We start from the raw sequence: 21,442 nt of genomic DNA, 5'->3' as shown, positions 1-21,442 counted from the left end.
GTAACGCCGTAATGGAGGAAGTGTATAATATGACTACTAATTTGAATACTAACATCCGTTTAAACGCCGGAGATCTATCCTTCACTTTTACAAACAGCGGGGACTTGTTCCAAGTCCTCTACGAACGGACAATGATCAATCAATTGCTGCCAAGCATTGTGGATGGTTCATTATCCAATCTATATTTGCGAGTGCACAATGATGGAAACATTCAAGCCATTCCTTTGCTTGGCATTCATTCTTCAAGCACTGTACGTAAGGCTGGAAACCGTTTGGTTTGGGAAGGTACTGCGGAAAATATAGAATATCAAGTTATTTTCACCCCTACTGCAGGAGGAGCTTGGTTCTGGGATGTGAAGCTTACTGGACAAAATGCAGAGGTAGATCTTGTGTACGGACAGGATGTAGGGATTGCTGATATCGCCGCTGTCCGCAGTAATGAAGCTTACCTGTCACAGTATATCGATCATGCGGTATTTGAGGATCAATCCAAAGGGTACGTTGTTTGCTCTAGACAGAATCAGCCACAGGGCGGGAAATTCCCATATCTGCAACAGGGTTCACTTACCAAGGCAACAAGCTTCTCAACAGATGGTTTTCAATTCTTTGGACTGTCCTATAAAGAAACCAACCAACCAGAGAGCTTGGGTCGTGAGCAATTAAGTAATGAAATCTATCAATATGAATTCGCATATACTGCGCTGCAATCGGAACGGGTGAAGCTGAGCGGGGAAACACGGTTTGTGTTCTACGGATTGTTTAAGCAAGATCATCCAGAAGCGATCACTGCGTTAGAATTTGCTAATGATATTGCTGCGGCTTGGGATGCTGTTAAAGATTTACCTTTAGAAGCTGAAGCAGCACTTGAACGTTCTTTCTTCTCGAAGGAGCTGGGAGCACCGCTGGCTGCAGATTCGCTGACAGAGAAAGAGATCGAGGTCTTGTTTCCGGTTCGTTATCAGGAGGAGAGAGAAGGAGACACACTACTTTCCTTTTTCACGGAGAATTATGAGCACGTAGTATTAAAAGAGAAAGAAATGCGCGTAGAACGGCCACACGGCCATATCCTGATGAGTGGGGATAACGCTCGGCTTAATGATAAGGTCATCACAACAACTTCTTATATGTACGGGATCTTTAACTCCCAAGTGGTAATTGGAAATACCAATTTCAATAAGCTAATGTCCAATCCAAGAAATGCGCTTAACATTCCAAAAGCTTCAGGACAACGCATTTATGTAGAGTGGAACGGTGAATATCGTTTGCTGACTATGCCTTCTCTATTTGAGGTTGGTTTCAACTATGCTCGTTGGTATTACAGAACAGATGGTGAATGCTTCATTATTACGAACTACACCACCGAAGATTCGCCAGAGATATTCCTGAATGTGCGTTCGGAAAGCGGACGAGCTTATCGTTATTTAGTCACTAATCAAATCACCATGAACGTTAATGAATACGAGCTTCCATATCAATTCAAGCAAGAAGGTGGAGCCGTAATCTTCTCGGCTGACAGAAGCGCACTAAGTGCTGGTGAATATCCTGACTTACAGTATAAATTACAGGTACAGGGTGCGGAGTTAACTCTGCAGGATGAAGGTAGACTTGTCTCTCCTGTTCAACCAACTGAAGCACCGTTAGCAGTACTGGAGCTGTCTGCCAGCAGTGAATGGACCTTGAATATTCAAGGCCTTCTGGATGGTAAGTCACTTGCTCCAAGAAATCGTTCAGCTGAGGAAGAGATTTCTGCTTATCGCGCATTTTATGCTGGTGTGATGAATGGCTTCCGCCTGACGCTTGGGGACGGAACAGAGGGTGAACTGTTTAAAGTTAACGCTCTGACTTGGTGGTACACACATAACATGCTGGTTCACTATTCGGTTCCACATGGTTTAGAGCAATATGGTGGCGCTGCTTGGGGAACACGGGATGTATGTCAGGGGCCTGTGGAATATTTCATGGCTACGCAAAAATACGAACAGGTTCGTGAAATTTTGCTGACGCTGTACAGTCATCAATATGAAGATGATGGCAACTGGCCACAATGGTTCATGTTTGATAAATACACGAAGATACAACAAGAAGAAAGCCATGGAGATATTATTGTATGGCCGCTTAAGGTGCTTGGAGACTACTTGGCAGTAACTCAGGATTACAGCATCTTGGGAGCAACAGTACCTTATACCCGTAAGCACAGCTTTGACTTTACAGAAGAAAAAGCGACGTTGCTGGATCACGCACGGAAGGAAATTGCTTATATTAAGGATCATTTCCTGCATGACACACATCTGTCTTCTTACGGTGATGGAGACTGGGATGATACGCTCCAGCCTGCAAATCCACAGCTGAAGCAGTATATGGTTAGCAGCTGGACAGTGGCGCTTACCTATCAGACACTTAATCAGTTCTCAGAGGTACTTCGTTCAGTTGATCAAGCTGAGGCAGAGGAGCTGAAGGCGATGGTGGAAGGAATCCGTAAGGATTTCCATACTCATATGCTTCAATCCGAAGTGATTCCTGGCTTCCTGTATATGGAGGACCCTGAGCAGATTAAGCTTATGGTGCACCCAAGTGACACAGAAACAGGTATTCAGTACCGTCTGCTGCCAATGACGCGCAGTATGATCAGTGAGCTGCTTACTCCGGAACAGGCCGAAGCACACTATGATGTCATTCAGGATAAACTATTCTGTCCTGACGGTGTACGTCTGATGAATCGTCCAGCTCAATATGTTGGCGGGGTCAGCACTCATTTCAAACGTGCGGAGCAAGCGGCTAACTTTGGCCGGGAAATTGGACTTCAATATGTGCATGCGCATATCCGTTATGTAGAGGCTATGGCCAAGCTCGGTAAAACCGATCAGGTCTGGAAGGGTCTGGCAGCGATTAATCCGATCGGAATCCGCGATGTGGTGCCAAACGCTGAACTACGTCAAGCTAACTCCTATTTCAGTAGCTCGGATGGTAAATTTAACACCCGTTATGAGGCACAGGAGAATTTCGATAAACTGCGCAATGGTGACGTAGCTGTTAAAGGTGGCTGGAGAATCTATTCCAGCGGTCCTGGGATCTATATGAACCAGTTAATCTCGAATGCACTAGGGATCCGTACAGAAGGTGGAGACTTAATTGTTGACCCTATTCTGCCGGAATCGCTGGATGGAATGCATTTTAGCTTTGAATATGCAGGCACTAAGGTAGACTTTATCTATCACCTTACAGGTCGTGAGATCAGTCGAATTACTATCAACGGTACGGAAGTGCAAACAGAAGGTACACCTAACCGCTATCGTAACGGTGGTGTTCGCATCAAACGTGCGGACTTTGATCGTCTCAGCACGGAAGCTGGAAATGTGATAGAGATTTATAAGTAACATTATATATAGAAGGGCAATCTCCGCGTTAAGCGCGGAAATTGCCCTTTTTTTGTATCTTCTACATTCGATTCGGTGTCGGTAACCCAAGCACTTCGAGCACATCTCCCAGGGTATCCTTGAATCTTGAAGTAAGCCAGAGGCGGAATTCGATCGTAGCTGGATCACCTTTTAGAATCGGACATACAGAATAGAAGTTGTTGAACAGTGTAGCTAAGGTATGTGCGTAAGTGCAGAGCGTATTTGGCGTTAACTCTATACTTGCTGAATGTAATATCTCTGGCCAGAGACTTAGCTGTCTTAGCAGCGCAAGCTCTGCTTTTTCCAATTCGGAAGGGAACTGAAGCTGTGCGGCAGCTTTAAGGACTGGGATCGTAGCTTTACTCAAAACACTTGTCGCACGCGCAAAAGTATACATCAGATAAACTCCGGTATTGCCGGATATTTCTGTAGCCTGTTTGAAATCAAACACGATTTCCGTTCCCAAATTAAACCGTAGCAGATAGTAGCGAATCGCAGCAGTGGCAATCATTCGGCTGGAGAGGCCGTCTTTATCGGAACGTGTGTGTTCGATGTTCTGTTCCATCAGTTCCACCAGATCGCTCACCTTAATCCCGATCCCCTGGCGTCCGGACATAGCATAAGAAGATTTGCCTTCTGAAATATCTATACCCAGCTCGGCCGCCGAGGCGGGACTAAGAGATACAACACCATAACTCACATGATGGAGTTTGTCTGCTTGCTCGTTATAACCTAGTGCCCCTAAGGCTTGCTTAACCATCTGTTGTGGATATTCCTGTCTGTAATCGATCACATTGATGAGTCTGTCCGCCTGCCCATAAGATTCTTGGGTTCCAGTTAATCCTGTTGTCCATAAACCGGACGAGAATTCGCTATAGGAGAAATCTCTGGTCAAAAGACCAAATTTCCAGAGATGATAGGCAATATCTTTGGCTGTATACGTTAAAATCCCATTCGAACGCACCAGCACCTTATCGAGATGATGCTCCTCTGAATCCGCTCCAATGTTAGCCTCTGTTCCTTGCTTCAGCACCCAGCAGCCTGCGAGTTTTCCTTCAGTCTCTTGTACAAAAACAGCTGTCTGCTTCAGTAGCTCAGCTGCGGCTGCCCAAAATCCCTCTTTTAAAATACTGCTCTCCCATACCAGCAAATCATAATAAATCCCAAAATGTTTCATTTCCTCTACATGCTCTCTAACGATGCGTTCAGCTACAAGGTTGCCCAGCCAGGCTTCGTTACCGCCCCCTAGTTCAAGGGAGTGCAGTATATCTGTGCGCTTGTGTGTCATCTCAGGGTTCAGCGCATATTCTTTGTTCACTTTGGCATAAAGATCCCAGCAAAAATCACCGAAACGTTGGTGTTCCCCTTCTAGAGGTATATTTAATAATCCAACAACTGTATCTGCCAGCTGATTGCCGAGATCATCAATGTAGTTATGAACCTCTACGTTATACCCAGTTCTTTTCATAATTCTGACTAGAGTATCGCCGATACAGGCGTTTCTTAGATGACCTACGTGAGCGGCTTTGTTGGGGTTGATAGAAGTGTGCTCGATGATGACTTTTTCTCCAGTGCTGGCAGGCAGTTCAAAGGAATGTTCAGCCCAGCTTTGCCAATTCATATACAAATTAATAAATCCGGGAGCAGCGACTTCAACTTTTTGTAAAAGACCGGCGAAGCGTCCTTGGAAATGAAGCTCTGCTTTCACTAATTCTGCTATGACCATTGGGGATTTTCGTAAAGTTTTGGCTAGCTGCATAGCGATATTGCATGAATAATCACCATGTTCTAGATTTGCTGGCTGTTCGATCAGAACGGCAATGTCCTCTGGATAGTCAGCTCCTAAGGTATTGAATACACGTTGTACACTGTGCTCGATTCCGTCTTTGATGATTTGATTTAACATGGTATACCCTCCTTTGAAAATACAAAAAAGCCCTCGTCTCAAAAGAGACGAGGGCTTTAGCGCTCGCGGTACCACTCTCGTTGCTGAACAAGTTGTTCAGCCACCTTACGGGATAACGGCCTTCAGCCGGGACTTCCTACTAAGGTTCAGAAGTCCATCTCACGGGTGCGCTTCATTAAAAGGATCTGTACCGGCTTACACTCTCCCGGCTCGCTGAGGACTAGATCTCGTTAACTACTCTCCCGCTCATCGATGCTTAATTAATTTTTACCAGTATACCTAATATTTCATAAAAAGCAATAGTGGTTAGCTTCTTAACAATCTTGGTTGCTCTTAGTTATTAGATTATCAGTTTAGTAGATTATAAATTTGGAAAAATAAGGCTGTCTTGTCATAGGACCAGCTGTTCCTTTGCACAACAGTCCACACGCTAACTCAAGCCAAGGAATATTACTATACGGAGCCACTAATCTTTCAAATTGTAGTGGAAGGGAGGAGTGAATAAAACATGGCTATTTTTTCTACTGGACCTATAGATAACAGCCCGATCCTAGGGGTCAGACCGTCGCAACTGGTAACCGTAAAAGTAGTTAATCGGGATTCTCTTAATCCTTATAATCTAGTTATTCAAGGTTTCCTTCTTAACGGATCAAGAACGATGTATGTGAATGAAACAGTAAATCTAGCACCTAATGAAGTCTTAACTAAGAACTATTTTGCCGACTTGGACGCATTTGAATTTGTGTTTACAACAGTAGAAGCAGTTGAAGCAGAGGTTGGGATTACAGTCTGGGGAAAACAGAACTCGGGGGCATTGGTAGATCCTCATCGCATAGTTGCATGGGAGAAGCAGGCAGTATTACTTTAATAATGATTTGAGTAAAACAGTTAACGTTAAAGGAGTGATGAGAAATTGAGTTATTTATCTACCGGACCGATAGACAATAGTATGGTAGGGGGTGTAAGACCTACTCAGCATGTTACTGTCAAAATTGATAACCGAAGTGACATTGATTCATCAATGGCTCTTGTTCAAGGATACTATATGGATGGGACAAGAACTTTATATGTAAGCGAGCTGATAAATGTAGCACCTAATGAAGTTATAACACGTGATTATTATGCCGATTTTGATGCGTTCGAATTTATTTTTACAACTACAAGTCTGGTAGATGATCCGATTCAAATTTCAGTATGGGGAAAAAATAGCGTTGGCCAGATTGTGACTGCCCATCGACTTGTACATGCAGAATTGCTTGGTGTAACGCAAGGGATAACTGGTGCGACCGGGGCGACTGGTGCAACCGGAGCGGATGGAGCAACGGGAGCAACAGGAGCGACCGGAGCAGGAGAGACTGGAGCTACAGGGGCAGACGGAGCAACTGGCGCGACTGGTGCAACTGGAGCGGATGGAGCAACAGGAGCAACCGGAGCAGGAGAGACTGGAGCGACTGGTGCAGATGGAGCAACTGGCGCGACTGGTGCAACCGGAGCGGATGGAACAACGGGAGCGACAGGAGCAGGAGAGACAGGGGCAACAGGAGCAGACGGAGCAACTGGAGCAACTGGAGCGACTGGAGCAACTGGAGCGGATGGAGCAACAGGAGCAACCGGAGCAGGAGAGACTGGAGCGACTGGTGCAGATGGAGCAACTGGCGCGACTGGTGCAACCGGAGCGGATGGAGCAACGGGAGCGACTGGAGCAGGAGAGACAGGAGCAACAGGAGCAGACGGAGCAACAGGAGCAGACGGAGCAACTGGAGCAACGGGTGCAACCGGAGCGGATGGAGTAACGGGAGCAACCGGAGCAGGAGAGACTGGAGCGACTGGTGCAGATGGAGCAACTGGCGCGACTGGTGCAACCGGAGCGGATGGAACAACGGGAGCGACCGGAGCAGGAGAGACAGGGGCAACAGGAGCAGACGGAGCAACTGGAGCAACTGGAGCGACTGGTGCAACCGGAGCGGATGGAGCAACGGGAGCGACCGGAGCAGGAGAGACTGGAGCGACTGGTGCAGATGGAGCAACTGGAGCGACTGGAGCGACTGGTGCAACCGGAGCGGATGGAACAACGGGAGCGACCGGAGCAGGAGAGACAGGAGCAGACGGAGCAACTGGAGCAACTGGAGCAACTGGAGCGACTGGTGCAACCGGAGCGGATGGAGCAACGGGAGCGACCGGAGCAGGAGAGACTGGAGCTACAGGGGCAGACGGAGCAACTGGCGCGACTGGAGCAACGGGTGCAACGGGAGCGACCGGAGCAGGAGAGACTGGTGCAACTGGGGCGACTGGTGCAGACGGAGTAACTGGTGCAACGGGAGCGACTGGTGCAACCGGAGCGGATGGAGTAACGGGAGCGACTGGTGCAGATGGAGCAACTGGAGCGACTGGTGCAGACGGAGTAACTGGTGCAACTGGGGCGACTGGTGCAACCGGAGCGGATGGAGCAACAGGGGCGACCGGAGCAGGAGTGACTGGTGCAACGGGTGCAACCGGAGCAACAGGAGTAGCAGGAGCCACCGGAGCGACAGGAGTAGCTGGTGTAACCGGAGCAACCGGTGAAGTTGGAGTGACCGGAGCAACGGGAGTAGCTGGGGCGACAGGAGCGACAGGAGTAGCAGGAGCCACCGGAGCAACGGGAGTAGCAGGAGCCACCGGAGCAACGGGTGAAACAGGAGCGACTGGTGCAACAGGAGCAACAGGAGCCACCGGAGCAACGGGTGAAACAGGAGCCACCGGAGCGACAGGAGTAGCTGGGGTAACAGGAGCAACGGGTGAAGCTGGAGTGACCGGAGCAACAGGAGTAGCTGGGGCAACAGGAGCAACGGGAGCAACGGGAGCAGCTGGGGCAACCGGAGCGACAGGAGTATCTGGTGTAACCGGAGCAACTGGGCTTACTGGTGCAACAGGTGTAACCGGAGTAACTGGAGCTACAGGTCCGAACATTCAACAAGAAGGTTTTTCTGCTTTTAAGCCCTCATTGGCAATTTCCACATCTACCCAATTAACTGGCTGGACTGTGACAACACCTTTTTATGATAGCCCGTCCTTCGACGAAGTTGGGGGAAATTATACTATTCCGACAACTGGTAGATATTCGATTGAAGCGACTATCAATTACTCCACAACTGCCTCACTCACTGTCAGTCTTGGTACTGGAATTAATCCGGCTTTCGTAGTTCAGAGAACTTCTCCTACTGCAACAAATCTGGTAAGTGGCTTGTTCCCAGTACTTGATGTGAATGTTGCACTTATATTAGATTTGAGAGCAATTTTGGGAAGTGGTACTGTGACGCTGGCTGGAGAATTTGCATTAACCGCAGGTGATGTGATTGGCTTGTTCTATGTGGCAAATGGTTTGACGGTTCCTTTGAATTTGGGTGGCGCGAACTCAGCAGGTATCGTCTGGTCTGTTCATGAATTAACTTAAGTTTATCTTCGAGTTCAGTATTTACAACAGGGGTAATTCGGTAGCCGTAAGTATGGCTTTCGGGTTATCCCCTGTTTTGTTGGCGATATGTTATAAGAAGACTAGAGCGATGCTTATTAGGTTCTTCTTCTATTAATCCATTACGGATTTTCAGATTGCTATAATGTATCAAATATGTGTAACAGTAGTTTTTAAATGGATGTCCACACCTTAATTCGAAATAAGAATAATACTATAAAGAGCCAAAAATTATGAACTAATTTTATAGGCTCATAGATTATCAACCTAGAGTAGGTGGGAGGAATGATTATAGATAGAACCATATTTTATACAGAACTATTGAGGAGGATTTTGTTCGGTTGGTTTGATTTTCGCAATTCAAATAATAAGCGTATTTTAAAATTCATAAAAAATGAGGTGTTGAAAATTGAGTCAACTATCTACTGGTCCTATAGAAAATAATCTGGTAGGCGGTGTAAGACCTACTCAGCTTGTTACTCTTAAAATTGTCAATCAGAGTGATGATACTCCGTCAACGGTTCAAGTCGAAGGCTATTATATGAATGGGACAAGAACTTTATATGTAAGTGAACAGGTTAATTTAGCTCCTAATCAAGTGGTTAATAGGGATTATTATGCAAACTTTGATTCATTTGAATTTCTATTCACAACACCTATTACGATTGATGATCCCATTCAAATTTCAGTTTGGGGGAAGAGCAGCACAGGTCAATTAGTGACTGCTCATCGCCTTGTCTACTCTGAATTATATGGAGAATATATAGGAATTACAGGTGCTACTGGAGCTACTGGAGCTACAGGAAGCGTTGGTGCAACGGGAGCGACAGGAGGTACTGGCGTAACCGGAGCCACAGGTGCTGGAGCCACGGGAGCGACAGGAGCTGCTGGAGCAACGGGAGCGACAGGAACTGCTGGAGCCACAGGAGCTGCTGGAGCAACGGGAGCCACAGGAGCAACAGGAACTGCTGGAGCCACGGGAGCGACAGGAGCTGCTGGCGTAACTGGAGCCACAGGTGCTGGAGCAACGGGAGCCACAGGAGCAACAGGAACTGCGGGAGCCACAGGAGCAACAGGAACTGCTGGCGTAACTGGAGCAACAGGAACTGCGGGAGCCACAGGAGCAACAGGAACTGCTGGCGTAACTGGAGCCACAGGTGCTACTGGTTCAGGTGCAATTATTCCATATTCTTCTGGTCTTCCAGTAGCAATGACCACTGTATTAGGGGGGCTTTTGAATACTTCAAGTACAGTTGGTTTTGGTAGTAGTGCAACTAATATCAGTATTACAGGCGGTACTATAGATCTCACCGGAGCGGCTGGAACCTTGCTGAACTTTGCGTTCTCGGTCCCTAGAACTGGAACGATTACGTCTATGGCAGCCTATTTCAGTGCGACAGCTTCCGTTAGTTTGGTGGGGTCTACGGTAACAATCACGGCTCAATTATACAGATCTACTACACCTAACAATACCTTCACAGCAGTACCTGGGGCTTTAGTTACGTTAAGTCCTGCGCTTACAGGATTAATTGCTCTTGGAGCTATTAGCAGTGGTAATACCACAGGCTTAAGCGTTCCTGTAACAGTGGGAGAACGCTTGTTATTGGTCTTCACTTCAACGGTAACGGCTGGAATTGACGTTGCAACAACTGTTGCTGGCTATGCTAGTGCAGGAGTTACAATCGCATAATCTGAAGAAAAAGGGATATCCCGATAGCCCTATGGGCTACAGGATATCCTGATTTTTTCTCCAATATTGTTATTTAGATCATCAGAATCTCCCGGATATCTTGCTCAGTAAGGGTAGACAAGCTTTCCTGACCTGGCTGGATGACTTCATCGATCAAGTTCTTTTTCTTCTGCTGCAGCTCATACATCTTGTCCTCTACGGTGCCTTGGGTGACGAGACGAATTACTTGCACTACATTTTTCTGCCCGATCCGGTGAGCCCGATCCGCAGCTTGCTGCTCGACGGCAGGGTTCCACCAAAGATCGTAAAGGATTACAGTGTCTGCCCCAGTTAGGTTGAGCCCGGTCCCCCCGGCCTTTAAGGAGATTAAGAAAATATCCCGCTCCCCTTCATTAAATTTATTACATAAATCTACTCGTTGAGAAACAGGCGTTTGACCATCTAAATAAAAGTATGGAATGCCCTGATATCCTAGTTCACGTCCAATCAAGCCGAGCATCTCTGTGAATTGTGAGAATACTAACATACGTTTACCCGAACTGCGACATTCTTCTATGATTTCGAGCAGCTGCTCGAATTTAGCAGAGCTTCCTTCATATCCATCGACAAAAAGAGCAGGATGACAGCACAACTGGCGCAGACGAGTTAGTCCAGCCAGAACTTTGATCCGATTATTATTGCCGAAGCTATCTTGGGTCAAATGCTTAAGCGCCTCTTTTTTCAAACGGGCGAGATAAGCTACATATAACTTTTTTTGCTCCGGCAGCAGTTCACATGCTTGTACGGATTCGATTTTGTCCGGAAGTTCCTTTAACACATCACTCTTTAAGCGCCGCAGCAAAAAGGGACGCGCCCGCTTCGCAACCGTTTCTCTTGGTAAATCATGAAAAGCTTTTTTGCCTGGAAACAACCCAGGGAACACGGTGCCGAAAATGGACCATAAATCTTCCAACGCATTCTCCACGGGAGTACCCGTAAGTGCAAAACGGTGCCGGGCTTGAAGCGCCATTACAGCTTGGGCTGTCTGTGTAGTATGGTTTTTTATAGTTTGTGCTTCATCGAGAATCAGGGTATGAAAAGACTTTTTAGCATACAGCTGAACATCTCTGCGGAGCAACGGATAAGAGCTGATGATTACATCAACTTTCGTTGTATTTTTTAAAATCCGCCCGCGCTCAATTAGACTACCGTCTGCAATGACAGCTTTGATCTCTGGCGTGAATTTTTTAAGCTCATTAAGCCAGTTATAAGTGAGAGACGCAGGAGCGACAATTAGGGCAGGCAGTCCATTCTGGCGGATCTCGGGAAGTTCTGACAGGAGAAAAGCGATACTTTGCAGCGTTTTGCCTAACCCCATATCATCCGCCAAAATACCACCAAAGCGGTAATGGGCCAACGTCTTCAGCCACTGAAACCCATACTGTTGATAATCCCTTAGCACAGGAACCAGACTGTCAGGTATAGGGAAATCAAGATTCTCAGGATTCCGCATGTTCGCAAGTAACCTTTTAAAGGATCTGCCCAGCTTAATGGAGTCACTCTTAGCATCCGTGGAGGTCAAATGTAACCCGCGAACAACGGGCAGAGAAAATTCCACTCCTTTGATCTCACCTTCCCGGATGCCTATATCATTCATAAAGGTAATGATTTCTTGAAGCTCCTCGCTCTCCAGCGGTAGCAGGGCTCCATCAGGCAAGCGGTAGTATCTGCGTTTTTCCTGCAGGGATTTCAGAACCATAACAATCTCAGCTTCTGGAATCCCGCCCATATCGAATTTAAAATCAAGCCAGTCCGTCTTTTCATTCCAACTAATGCTCACCTTTGGGGGTGTAGTGCTCGTGAACAGTCTTGCTTTGACTGCGGAGGTCGCATAAACCGAAAGCAGCGGTTCCAGCAGCGGAATGGTATGGTACAAAAAATCGTATTCGCCCTCTTCGTCTGTCATAATAAATCCGCCCTCGGTTTTAGCGAAAGATTCGTGCTCCATCAGCTCCAGAATGCGAGCTTCTCCCTCCCCGTCTCGCAGAAGAATCAAATTCGTCCCGCGAACATGGGCTTTTTCATCTAAGGGATTGATCACAATGTCACCATATTGGAACTCTAGTCCGGCGAGCAGCCGATCTCTCACACGATCCAGATAAAGTCTCGCGATAAGCCTATGTTGAACAATCCGATCCGCAATGGAGTCGGCGATATGGACGTTGCCCAGCTTTTTCAGACCAGGAATAACCTTATCCATAAAAGACTCCATTTGCTCATGGGCAATATCGATGCCATTTCGGCGGGAGGAATCCAGCATTTTTTTCATTTCAGCAAGGCGTATGCATTCTTGGGGGGATAGCTTCAGCAGCTTACCTTCCGATAGTACCATCCCGTAATCTTCTAAGACTGAAATCTGCTCAAGTCCTTGAATATCTAGATGATATCCATCCTCTTCTGCCTGTTCAAATTCAAAGCTGAGTGGAGGTGCCTCATTAGACACATGGATGCCTTCGTACAGCATCTCTTCTTGTTGCAAAAATACCGAAGAGACCTCTGAAAGCGCAGGCTGAAGCGACTCCCAGAAAAAAGGAGGGACGGCCAGCAACCGATCTCCCCCAATACTCCCCCCATAAGGTGAGTAAGGAGTGACGTTATCGCGGTACATTTTTTCATTTAATACAATATCAATCAGCTTCTGTAGAACAACATTATCTTCCTTCCGAAAGCTGTAAATGGCAGGATCATAGATAAAATGTTTCGAGAACTCAAAGGATTCTCCGCGGTGTACGCTTTCTAGAAATCCCCTTATTTTCTGAACAATATATAGACGTTTTGGACCGACTTTCATTTCTATACCAAGCATGGTGTGACTGTAACTATAAGTGAACGGCTTGCATGTAAACTCTATATTTAGAGGAAGTCTGTTATCTACAAAAGCCCCCGTACCGCTAGGACGCGGTGTATGGTTGCTGAACATCCCCAGCAGGCTGCTCACGAGCTGTTGATCTCTGGACTTTCCCCCGTTGTCTTGCGCAGTATCAGTAAAAATACGTGGGGTTAGAATCTCAGTATCTTCTATAGAAGATAGGTGCGAAGCTCCGGTAAGCTCTGAACGATCTCGGCCAGTTTTAAGGGCGTCAACGTTGATCAGCACAGCTGCGATATGTTTACAGAATGGCCCCCCATGGGAGTAGGCTGGACAATTACACTCTGCCTGGACATCCCCATCAATATCAATGACCACCATAACTTCATAGTCGATCGCCCCCTGAACAATGGCTTCATATCGAGAGCGGGGCAAATTTGGAATGGAGACATTGTATTCTTCAACTTCAATTATATCGACACTTTCAGTTTGGTAATAAGCTAATCCTTTTTCAAAAATAGACTTGCCGCACAGCAGTTTGATTACCCGTTCTGATACACTAAAGCCCATAACATAATTCCTTCCTCATAACTTGATCTTGAAAAGTCCGAATTCAATATAGTACTTATGATAACAGAACGGGCGTGCGCATCAAATAGGGGGTGTTGCTTTACTTATTCCATGCATGATAAAAGCGATCGTCAGGTTGATTTCTTCCTCGTCGTTCCAGTCCTTATCTGGCTGCAGCAGCAAGCGATTCATCAAATAACCTACGACAGACGAGAGTGTGAAGCGTATAAGTGTGGGTGTAGGGACCTCGATGATTTCACCCTTTTCCTTAAAATGTTCAACAATATCAATCACGCGCTCAAGTATTTTGCTAAGAATATTCTCTACAAACTGCGCTCTAACTGTTGGCTGAAAAGGAATCTCCTGAATAAGAATCTTAAGAATTTTAAAATTCTTGCGGGCGAAATCCAGTCGATTGATCATAAATGCCCGCAGGAACTCCTCAAAGCTGTCGTAGGGCATATCAAGCACGCCGTTGAAATTCCGCAGCACAAAAGGCGCAAGCATGCGACTCATGGTAGGACCTACTATGGCAAGCAGCAGATCATTTTTAGTCTTGTAATAGCGAAAAATCGTTCCCTCCGCCACGCCCGCCTTCTGAGAAATTTCACTCGTTGAAGTCGCAGAGTATCCTTTTTCGGAAAATACCTCAATCGCCGCTTGTAGAATAGAAATCTGCTTCGGTGTCAGTTTCTCGTCTTTGCCAAGGGTCAGCAGTTCTTCTATCCACTGCTCTTCTATATTTTGTTCCCTAGAAACTTCCTCTTTCATTACAATAGCCCTCCATGCTTGATTCATTTTGTTTATATGATAATAGCTTTTGTGATGTTACATTTTGTGAAGTTACATTTTGCGATGCTTGCGCAGTGCCAATACATTCAGCAGCATAAATAGCAGCGAAAATCCTATTAGTACATAGACATCCAGTGCAATTGCGCTCCATCCTTTGCCACGGACCATAATGTTCATCAGCGCTTCTGATCCGTAATAGATCGGTGTAGCGAGGCCAACGCGCTGGAGCCACAGTGGAAGGGTATCGAGCGGGAATAATCCACTGAGGAAGATTTGTGGCACTATAATGAGCGGAATGAACTGAATCATCTGCAACTCATTGGCTGCAAAAGCCGACAGCAGTGTGCCCAACGTCAGCGCTGTCATCGATAGGAGTAATGTGATCAGCAACACGTAACCAAAGCTGCCAGTCATCATAATGCCAAGAATCTGTATGGAATACCATGAGATCAATAGCGCCTGAAAAACGGTAAATATGCCGAAACCACATACATACCCGAGCACAATCTCCCATCTTTTTAATGGAGTCGAAAGTAGCCGTTCAAGCGTGCCTGTGGTTCGTTCCCTTAAGAAGGATACACCTGCAATCAAGAATACGAAAAAGAAAACAAAGACGCCAATCATAATGGGACCGAAACGGTCGATCGTCTTCATATTCTCAGAACCGTAAAGATAGCTGATCTGCGGCTGTAATTGTTCCTTTGTGCTTGGAAGAAACTTCTGGGAGATTTGTTGAAGCGTCATGATTACTGCCTTGTTGGCTGTAGGGTTGCTACCTTCTAGCAGCACTTGAGGCGTAACTTGCGAATCTCCGGCGGTTCCGTTCAAAGTGATCAAAGCGTCAATGTTTCCTTCTACTAAAGCGCCTTTTCCCAGCTCTGCGCTGGCATATTCTTTGATGGTGGCATTTTGTTCTTTTAACGCAGCTGACATATTTAGAGGGACACCGGACACACCGATTTTTGGTTCATAGGCGTCACCGTTGAAGACCAAGCTCATTAAGCTTAGAACGAGGAGTGGTGCAATGAACATTAATGCCATCGTTCTTTTGTCATGAATAAATTGCCGCAAAATCCTTAAGGTGATCGCTCGGATTCTCATGAACGTACACCTCCATAATATAAAAAGGCTTCTTCAATAGAAGCTGAACCGGTGGCTTGCAGCAGTCCTGCAGGCGTGTCGGCGGCAAGTAGCTTGCCATCACGGATCATTCCGAGCCAGTCACATTTTTCGGCCTCATCCATGACATGCGTATCATAAAAAAATGATGCACAAGATGGTTGGTTTGTTATACAAATACATACGGAGTATAGGCGTAACTGATTCAAGATTATTGCACACAATGAAAATCTGCACAAACGAAAAGGCTGCACATAGTAAAATTGCACAACATTCGAAAGGAGTCCCTTAAACGATAAGGGGTTTTTTATGCTATGTAAAGTATGTTGGTGAATCCCAAAAAAATATTTATCTTTTTATTATGATTGGCTTAAATACTGTACTCTGTTAAGTACGGAGAAAGTGGGTCTAACGTTCGGCAAAACGAATGTATTAGAATAAAATTGCAGAGGTTTTGCGGAGTTTATGATGGGGCCAAAAGTGTTATTTATGGACACTTATAGAAAAGTGTGAGTATGATGCGTAAAACAACTCATAACTCATATACATCGCAATGTGAAAATCGCACTTGATGACTTCACGATTGGACAAGGATTGGAATTGTTTTTGATGTTCTCTAAACAAAACAAAAGCTATTGCGAAATATTTCCTGATGAATTGGAAATAGAGATCATCTTCTACAAGGAGATTAATAATTTTTTTGTCGCACCGCTTCAAACAATTCTGCAAGGTTCATTTTTAACCCTCCTGTTTTTCAGTCAACTGATTCTATCATACTGATGGTATATTCTTACAATGATTATTTTGTAACACTAATTCGATATATTCCCAAAATGTTCGTATGTTGGATTTGTCGATTATGGTAAAATATTCTGTAGAAAAATAAAAGATTTTATCATATTGAAAACTCGGGGTGGTCCTTTTTGTCCAAGTATAGTTTCACGTTGGATTCATTTAAGAATATTCAAGATTTAATTCGCTTTATGGATCAGAAATCGTCGGCAATTCTCGTTATTTTCGGGTTCATTTTAACCGCATTTGTGAATAACGCAAGCAAACTGCACTTTGTAAATCCCTTTCTGATGTCTCCTTTGAATGGATTCTTATCTTCACTTACGCTACTGGTCGGAGTCGCAACCCTTGCATTATTATTGTATAAAATCCGAATTATAATTAATCAAATTTTAAAACCACGTGTAGCCAAGCACTATCTTCCTGAGCATCACTCCTTATTTTATTATGGACACATCAAGCTCATGGAAAAAGAACGGTACTTAGAAGAAGTAGAAAATATGCCAGATCAACAAGCCGAACAAGAAATTGCAGCGCAGGTATATGAAGTTTCACAAATTTTATTTTCAAAAACCGAGTCGTTAAATAAAGTAATGAGTCGCATGTTCTATCTTATTGGACTTCTTCTTATTTTTATTTTCTTAACCCAACTTGTATAAAAGGATGTGTAGTTATGGGTCTGAAAGAGGATATCGTTAGCAAAGTAAAAGAGATCATGGATACCAATTTTGAAGTTACTGATGTTACTTATGTACCTGATATCAATGATACTAAGCTGACCTTTGGTAATACAGGTCTTCGTTTTGAAGCAACGACGTTGTTCATAGATATGCGAGGGTCTACAAAGATCCTAAATCAACACAACCGTAGAACGGTTGCTAAAATTCATATGGCTTATTTTCATACTGTCACTAAGATAGCAAAAAGCCTGGGTGGTGAAGTTCGCTCCTTTAACGGGGACAGCATGCTTGTTTTTTTTCAAGGAACAAGCAAGCTTACTTTAAGCAATGCAGTTAAAGCTGCGATGAAAATGAAATACATGATCTCAGATTCAGAAAGTGGAATCAATAACTACCTTTCTAAATATTCTGCAATTGATTTTGGAATAGGTATTGATGACGGAAAAATATTGGCAACTAAAATTGGAATTGCAGGGGAAAATAATAGAGACATTTTTTGGGTAGGTAATGCAGTAAACAAGTCAACTCGGCTGGGAGATGAGGCAAAAGATCCTAATCATATCAGTATTTCGAGTTACGTTTATAATAATTTAACAGATGAAGTAAAAATCCATACCTATACTAATGATTGGGGTGTTAAACAAACTGTGAATATGTGGACATCACATTCGTTTCAATATAACAATGAGTGGCAAACATACTACACTACCAATTATTACTGGACTGTTTAAGCACAATTAATTAGAGTTTTCAAAAAACTCAAAATAGATATCTCCCCCGTAGATCGTTTCGGCGAAATTGGATAGTGATTCTTGTGTTTGTTCCTTCCACCAACTGTTCACTAATGCTTTATCTTCAGGAGATTCCATTTTTAAACCCTCAAATACATCCGCTGTAAACAATATCGGCGGAGTAGAGAACGAGGAAGTCGAAGTACCTTGATAATGTATAAATGAACTGAAATTCGGATCTTTATGTTTAAGAACCGAGCTGTATGTATTTTCTAAATTGTTCAAGAAAGAAGTAATGCTCCTTTTGTACCAGTCTGTTTGTTTTAAGTATTTGTACTCATGACGTTCTTCAATTATCGTTTCTTTTTGGGATATGGTGGTTATTTTATTCGCCGCATCTGTAAGTTTAGAAGCAACATTCGCGGGTTTTCCAAGCCAAACGAGTGATTTATTGGAAATATTTTCTGCGCCTTGTTTGATGATTCCATTTTTAGAGACGAGCATTTTTCCGTAATCAATGCCGATCCCACATTGAATGTCATTTTTGTTAAAGTGTTTGTTTAGTAAATACTCGCTGATGGAATGCATGAGTATTGCGGTGTTCAATGCATTGGTACAGCATTGATAAGAGTCAAATACGACCATCACGCGGTCACCCACAATCCCTCTGACCTTACCTCCATATTGTTCCGCCGCTTTAACCATGGATCGGATAAACGCAGAATAAAGCTTCGTGACCGTTTCCTTACGGTGAGTGAGGTTGAGTTCGGTAGAGCGGCGAATATCGATGTATAGTACACACGTTTCAATCAGTTTGACCTTTTGCTGCATCGTTTCCAAATTTGGATATGTAATAAGGGAATCATCAATAGTAGGGACAAACATCGTCTCCGTTACAACAATTTCGTAGTCCGTCGATAAGATGAGTTCGATCTCTTCATCCAATAAATTTTTCAGATCAATGATACTCCCCATAGGTAGTACTCCTTAGAAATTATAGATTTTAAAAAGCACTCGGCAATGAAGTGCTCCCTGTCAAGTGGACAGTGTAAAAAACAAAAACTTCTACTGCTACAATGATGGGAGCATATCAGTTTACGCTAATAAGTGCTTCTTTAGATAGTGTAGATAACGCAGCTCTTTTTTATCTATTGATATTTCAATGATAACACGCGATGCGAAGTGGAAAAAACGTGCTAAAAACCATACTCGTCTTCCAATTCCTCAATCTTTTTCTGTGATGAGGTTTCCTCTGGTTCTGGAAAGTTCTTTTCTAAAGAATTAAGTTTTTCATAGAACTTTTTATTTTCGTTGAAATCGATGATATCGGCAGTAATGCCGTGCTCTTTGCGTAAATGAGGTTCTAAACTAGAGACTACAAGTTGGTTATATTTTGTTTCGTAATATTGTTTCTGGCTTTTTAAGGCTTGAATTTTTTTGTTTTGCTCTTCAAAAGAATCTTTTATTTTCTCGTACTTCTTCGATTGCTCTTTGTGTTGTTGTTTTTCTTTATAAAGATCTTGGACTAACAACTCTAGTTCATGAAGAGCATTAACCAACTTGACATGGCTATCCACGTTATATCCGTGCCTAGTGAAAATGGTCTCAATACTGGGGAATAAAATCATATCATCTGAATTTGTTCCCATATCTCGAACCAGGGGGTTGTTCAATTCGTTAAGGTAATCGTCAATACGTCTCTTCCAGGTCATGCGACCGATCCCTGTTTCTCGTTCTAATAAAGAAGGGGTTAATTCTTTGCCTTTGTATTTTGCTTTGATTTCGTCAGCTAGATCCATAAGTTGATCATCTGTAAAATTAGATTTCCCCGCCATTGTATTCACCTTCGCTAATCTTAAAATCTACTAATAATTTGTGGTCCATGTATTGCTGTAGTTGCCTTGAAGCGTTTGAGAAAGAGGCTTCGGTAAGTGGATTGGATAGCTTACTTAGACTCTTGCTCGTGCTAATCATCAAATCGAGTGTTGAGTCGATTTTTTGTTCTAATTCCTTGGAGTAACTCTCCAACCACTTTCCAGCTTGGCGTTCTTCATCTAGTCTAGGTTTGAAGATGAAATGGGGGAGACAGACACGGCAATCTTCGGCGCAATCGTAAGGGAAATTTCCACTCTTGCAGTATCCGTGCGTTACTTTTCGGTAATTATCGTTGAGTTCATCGTGAGAGTACCTAATGAATCGTGCCGACTTTTCTCGAAGTTTCTGTCTCCATCCGAATATCCCATTGGGGATGCTTTGTCCCATTTTCTCTCCCATGCTGGTACGCAATAAATTATATACATGCGATTGTGCAAATGTTTTTGCATGGCTGTAATAATTATCTTGTGTTTTTAAATCTAAATGGCCAGCCATTCTTGCAATGGAAAGCATGTTATAGCCTTGAAGGAACATGTTGATAATCGCAAAATGTCTAGTGTGAGCAGGTATTATTTTCATGGATGTATGCTCATTGTACATACCTTCAACGACTTGTTTATAGAATCGTTTGAGTAACCCATGAAGTTGGGTAGATGTGACTCTATCTTGGAATGATTCCGAGCCATCGGTAGCTTTGCGCGGCCAACTGGATTCATATGAACGCTCATGAAATTCCAAGGAACAAAGATAGTGTGATTCAATGCCCATTTGCTTTTGGCGTAGAATAAACTCTTTAATAAAGAAATAGATATCATCGGTGATCTGAATGCTTTGGTAATGAATACCTTCACCTTCGCCGTTCTTAATTCTTGGAACCTCAATATAATAGTTTCCGTTCTTGTTCTCTAAACAATTCGTTTTTATTAAGGTGAATTCAGAAGGACGTAGAGGAACGATATTTGTGATGATCCAAAAAATTTGGATGGGTTTAAACGTTAAATGATCTTCTACGGGCGTTCTTCGAAAATAATCATTCACGATCCTGTCGAATTCGATAATATCATCTAATTCAGGTAGATCTCTGTTTTTTGTGTTTATTCGAGAAATAGTGTAGCAGCGTTCCAGGAATTTGTCTCGATTTTTTATAGGGTGAAAATTCAAAAAGTTTATCAAGTGGCGACTATATCGGTATGCTTGGCCAGGTGATGTAACCTCCAATTGAGATAAAAAAGAGTTAAAATTATCGAATTTAATGCCGTTTGTTTCAAAAATGATTGTTTTTAAATTTTCTAGAGTCTGCTTTGCAGTGCTCGCTGCTTTTGACATGGCCAGTTGGCTTGCAATGAAACATTTGAGTGATATTTGTAATTCAGCGTAGACATCTAATTCAAAGCGCAAGGGGACAATCACGTTTTTTATCTCGTCAAAGGTGTACCAATGTCGATCACTAAATTCACCCTGTTCAATGATTCCTAGTGTTTTTAAACTATCAAAAATATCTTTATACTTAGAGATTTCATCGGAATGGAACACCACATCCTCGATCAAAATGGTTTTTAATGTTCCGCTAGAATTGATCACTTGCTTTAACTCCAT

The 21,442-nt window shown here is 43.9% G+C and carries 14 protein-coding genes and 1 other annotated feature; of the genes, 6 read left to right on the top strand and 8 right to left on the bottom strand.

Translation table 11 applies throughout. The features are described from left to right. Window positions 1–29 precede the first annotated feature (29 nt). Window positions 30–3,374, top strand: a complete 3,345-nt coding sequence (locus tag MHH60_RS16105) for a GH36-type glycosyl hydrolase domain-containing protein (RefSeq protein WP_076139006.1) — start codon at window positions 30–32, stop codon at window positions 3,372–3,374. A gap of 61 nt (window positions 3,375–3,435) precedes the next feature. On the opposite strand, the gene MHH60_RS16100 is transcribed toward MHH60_RS16105, so the two are convergent. Continuing rightward, window positions 3,436–5,301, bottom strand: coding sequence for an arginine--tRNA ligase (locus tag MHH60_RS16100; protein ID WP_076139007.1), 1,866 nt, complete (start codon window positions 5,299–5,301; stop codon window positions 3,436–3,438). A 40-nt stretch (window positions 5,302–5,341) separates the two neighbouring features. Continuing rightward, window positions 5,342–5,560 (bottom strand) — a binding site (T-box leader). Between the two features lie 249 nt (window positions 5,561–5,809). Here MHH60_RS16100 and MHH60_RS16095 point away from each other — a divergent pair. The 3 genes from MHH60_RS16095 to MHH60_RS16085 all read left to right on the top strand — a co-directional run bounded on the left by MHH60_RS16095 (window position 5,810) and on the right by MHH60_RS16085 (window position 10,439). Next, window positions 5,810–6,169 carry a hypothetical protein gene (locus MHH60_RS16095; RefSeq protein WP_076139008.1) on the top strand — a complete coding sequence of 120 codons (360 nt, stop codon included), beginning with the start codon at window positions 5,810–5,812 and terminating at the stop codon, window positions 6,167–6,169. Between the two features lie 45 nt (window positions 6,170–6,214). Then, window positions 6,215–8,731, top strand: a complete 2,517-nt coding sequence (locus tag MHH60_RS16090) for a collagen-like protein (RefSeq protein WP_341161146.1) — start codon at window positions 6,215–6,217, stop codon at window positions 8,729–8,731. A 427-nt stretch (window positions 8,732–9,158) separates the two neighbouring features. Next, window positions 9,159–10,439 (top strand): exosporium glycoprotein BclB-related protein, encoded by a 1,281-nt coding sequence (locus MHH60_RS16085; protein ID WP_341161145.1) that lies wholly within the window; start codon window positions 9,159–9,161, stop codon window positions 10,437–10,439. Between the two features lie 73 nt (window positions 10,440–10,512). Here the strand turns inward: MHH60_RS16085 and MHH60_RS16080 are convergent, their stop codons facing one another. The 4 genes from MHH60_RS16080 to MHH60_RS16065 all read right to left on the bottom strand — a co-directional run bounded on the left by MHH60_RS16080 (window position 10,513) and on the right by MHH60_RS16065 (window position 15,893). After that, window positions 10,513–13,857 carry a DEAD/DEAH box helicase gene (locus MHH60_RS16080; RefSeq protein ID WP_076137842.1) on the bottom strand — a complete coding sequence of 1,115 codons (3,345 nt, stop codon included), beginning with the start codon at window positions 13,855–13,857 and terminating at the stop codon, window positions 10,513–10,515. An 81-nt stretch (window positions 13,858–13,938) separates the two neighbouring features. Then, window positions 13,939–14,628 (bottom strand): TetR/AcrR family transcriptional regulator, encoded by a 690-nt coding sequence (locus MHH60_RS16075; protein ID WP_076099430.1) that lies wholly within the window; start codon window positions 14,626–14,628, stop codon window positions 13,939–13,941. Window positions 14,629–14,700: 72 nt separating this feature from the next. Continuing rightward, window positions 14,701–15,750: an ABC transporter permease gene (locus MHH60_RS16070; protein WP_076137840.1), complete on the bottom strand. Its 1,050-nt coding sequence runs from the start codon at window positions 15,748–15,750 to the stop codon at window positions 14,701–14,703. Continuing rightward, window positions 15,747–15,893 carry a hypothetical protein gene (locus tag MHH60_RS16065; protein WP_370511511.1) on the bottom strand — a complete coding sequence of 49 codons (147 nt, stop codon included), beginning with the start codon at window positions 15,891–15,893 and terminating at the stop codon, window positions 15,747–15,749. Before MHH60_RS16065 ends, MHH60_RS16070 begins: the two co-directional genes overlap by 4 nt. A gap of 819 nt (window positions 15,894–16,712) precedes the next feature. Between MHH60_RS16065 and MHH60_RS16060 the strand changes: the two genes are divergently transcribed. Together MHH60_RS16060 and MHH60_RS16055 are read left to right on the top strand one after the other, a co-directional pair. Next, window positions 16,713–17,219 carry a Pycsar system effector family protein gene (locus tag MHH60_RS16060; RefSeq protein WP_179088942.1) on the top strand — a complete coding sequence of 169 codons (507 nt, stop codon included), beginning with the start codon at window positions 16,713–16,715 and terminating at the stop codon, window positions 17,217–17,219. A 14-nt stretch (window positions 17,220–17,233) separates the two neighbouring features. Further along, on the top strand, window positions 17,234–17,971 hold the full coding sequence (locus MHH60_RS16055) for an adenylate/guanylate cyclase domain-containing protein (RefSeq protein WP_076137836.1): 738 nt from the start codon (window positions 17,234–17,236) through the stop codon (window positions 17,969–17,971). Window positions 17,972–17,977: 6 nt separating this feature from the next. On the opposite strand, the gene MHH60_RS16050 is transcribed toward MHH60_RS16055, so the two are convergent. From MHH60_RS16050 to MHH60_RS16040, 3 genes are all read right to left on the bottom strand, one after another. Continuing rightward, window positions 17,978–18,946 carry an adenylate/guanylate cyclase domain-containing protein gene (locus MHH60_RS16050; RefSeq protein WP_076137834.1) on the bottom strand — a complete coding sequence of 323 codons (969 nt, stop codon included), beginning with the start codon at window positions 18,944–18,946 and terminating at the stop codon, window positions 17,978–17,980. A 221-nt stretch (window positions 18,947–19,167) separates the two neighbouring features. Continuing rightward, entirely contained in the window at window positions 19,168–19,806 is a 639-nt protein-coding gene (locus tag MHH60_RS16045; protein WP_076137832.1) for a hypothetical protein, read from the bottom strand. Next, window positions 19,790–21,442 (bottom strand): hypothetical protein, encoded by a 1,653-nt coding sequence (locus MHH60_RS16040; protein ID WP_076137831.1) that lies wholly within the window; start codon window positions 21,440–21,442, stop codon window positions 19,790–19,792. The genes MHH60_RS16045 and MHH60_RS16040 overlap by 17 nt, the downstream gene beginning before the upstream one ends.

It is taken from the genome of Paenibacillus sp. FSL H7-0716 (assembly GCF_038002705.1).
In the GTDB taxonomy this organism is placed as follows: Bacteria; Bacillota; Bacilli; order Paenibacillales; family Paenibacillaceae; genus Paenibacillus_AQ; species Paenibacillus_AQ odorifer.
This window is presented reverse-complemented; position numbering and strand designations above follow the sequence as displayed.

What these genes read in the sequence shown, in the direction of transcription:
- MHH60_RS16105 (WP_076139006.1), top strand. Translation starts at nt 30, where the DNA reads ATGACTACTAATTTGAATACTAACATCCGTTTAAACGCCGGAGATCTA.
- MHH60_RS16100 (WP_076139007.1), bottom strand. Translation starts at nt 5,301, where the DNA reads ATGTTAAATCAAATCATCAAAGACGGAATCGAGCACAGTGTACAACGT.
- MHH60_RS16095 (WP_076139008.1), top strand. Translation starts at nt 5,810, where the DNA reads ATGGCTATTTTTTCTACTGGACCTATAGATAACAGCCCGATCCTAGGG.
- MHH60_RS16080 (WP_076137842.1), bottom strand. Translation starts at nt 13,857, where the DNA reads ATGGGCTTTAGTGTATCAGAACGGGTAATCAAACTGCTGTGCGGCAAG.
- MHH60_RS16075 (WP_076099430.1), bottom strand. Translation starts at nt 14,628, where the DNA reads ATGAAAGAGGAAGTTTCTAGGGAACAAAATATAGAAGAGCAGTGGATA.
- MHH60_RS16070 (WP_076137840.1), bottom strand. Translation starts at nt 15,750, where the DNA reads ATGAGAATCCGAGCGATCACCTTAAGGATTTTGCGGCAATTTATTCAT.
- MHH60_RS16065 (WP_370511511.1), bottom strand. Translation starts at nt 15,893, where the DNA reads ATGGATGAGGCCGAAAAATGTGACTGGCTCGGAATGATCCGTGATGGC.
- MHH60_RS16055 (WP_076137836.1), top strand. Translation starts at nt 17,234, where the DNA reads ATGGGTCTGAAAGAGGATATCGTTAGCAAAGTAAAAGAGATCATGGAT.
- MHH60_RS16050 (WP_076137834.1), bottom strand. Translation starts at nt 18,946, where the DNA reads ATGGGGAGTATCATTGATCTGAAAAATTTATTGGATGAAGAGATCGAA.
- MHH60_RS16045 (WP_076137832.1), bottom strand. Translation starts at nt 19,806, where the DNA reads ATGGCGGGGAAATCTAATTTTACAGATGATCAACTTATGGATCTAGCT.
- MHH60_RS16040 (WP_076137831.1), bottom strand. Translation starts at nt 21,442, where the DNA reads ATGGAGTTAAAGCAAGTGATCAATTCTAGCGGAACATTAAAAACCATT.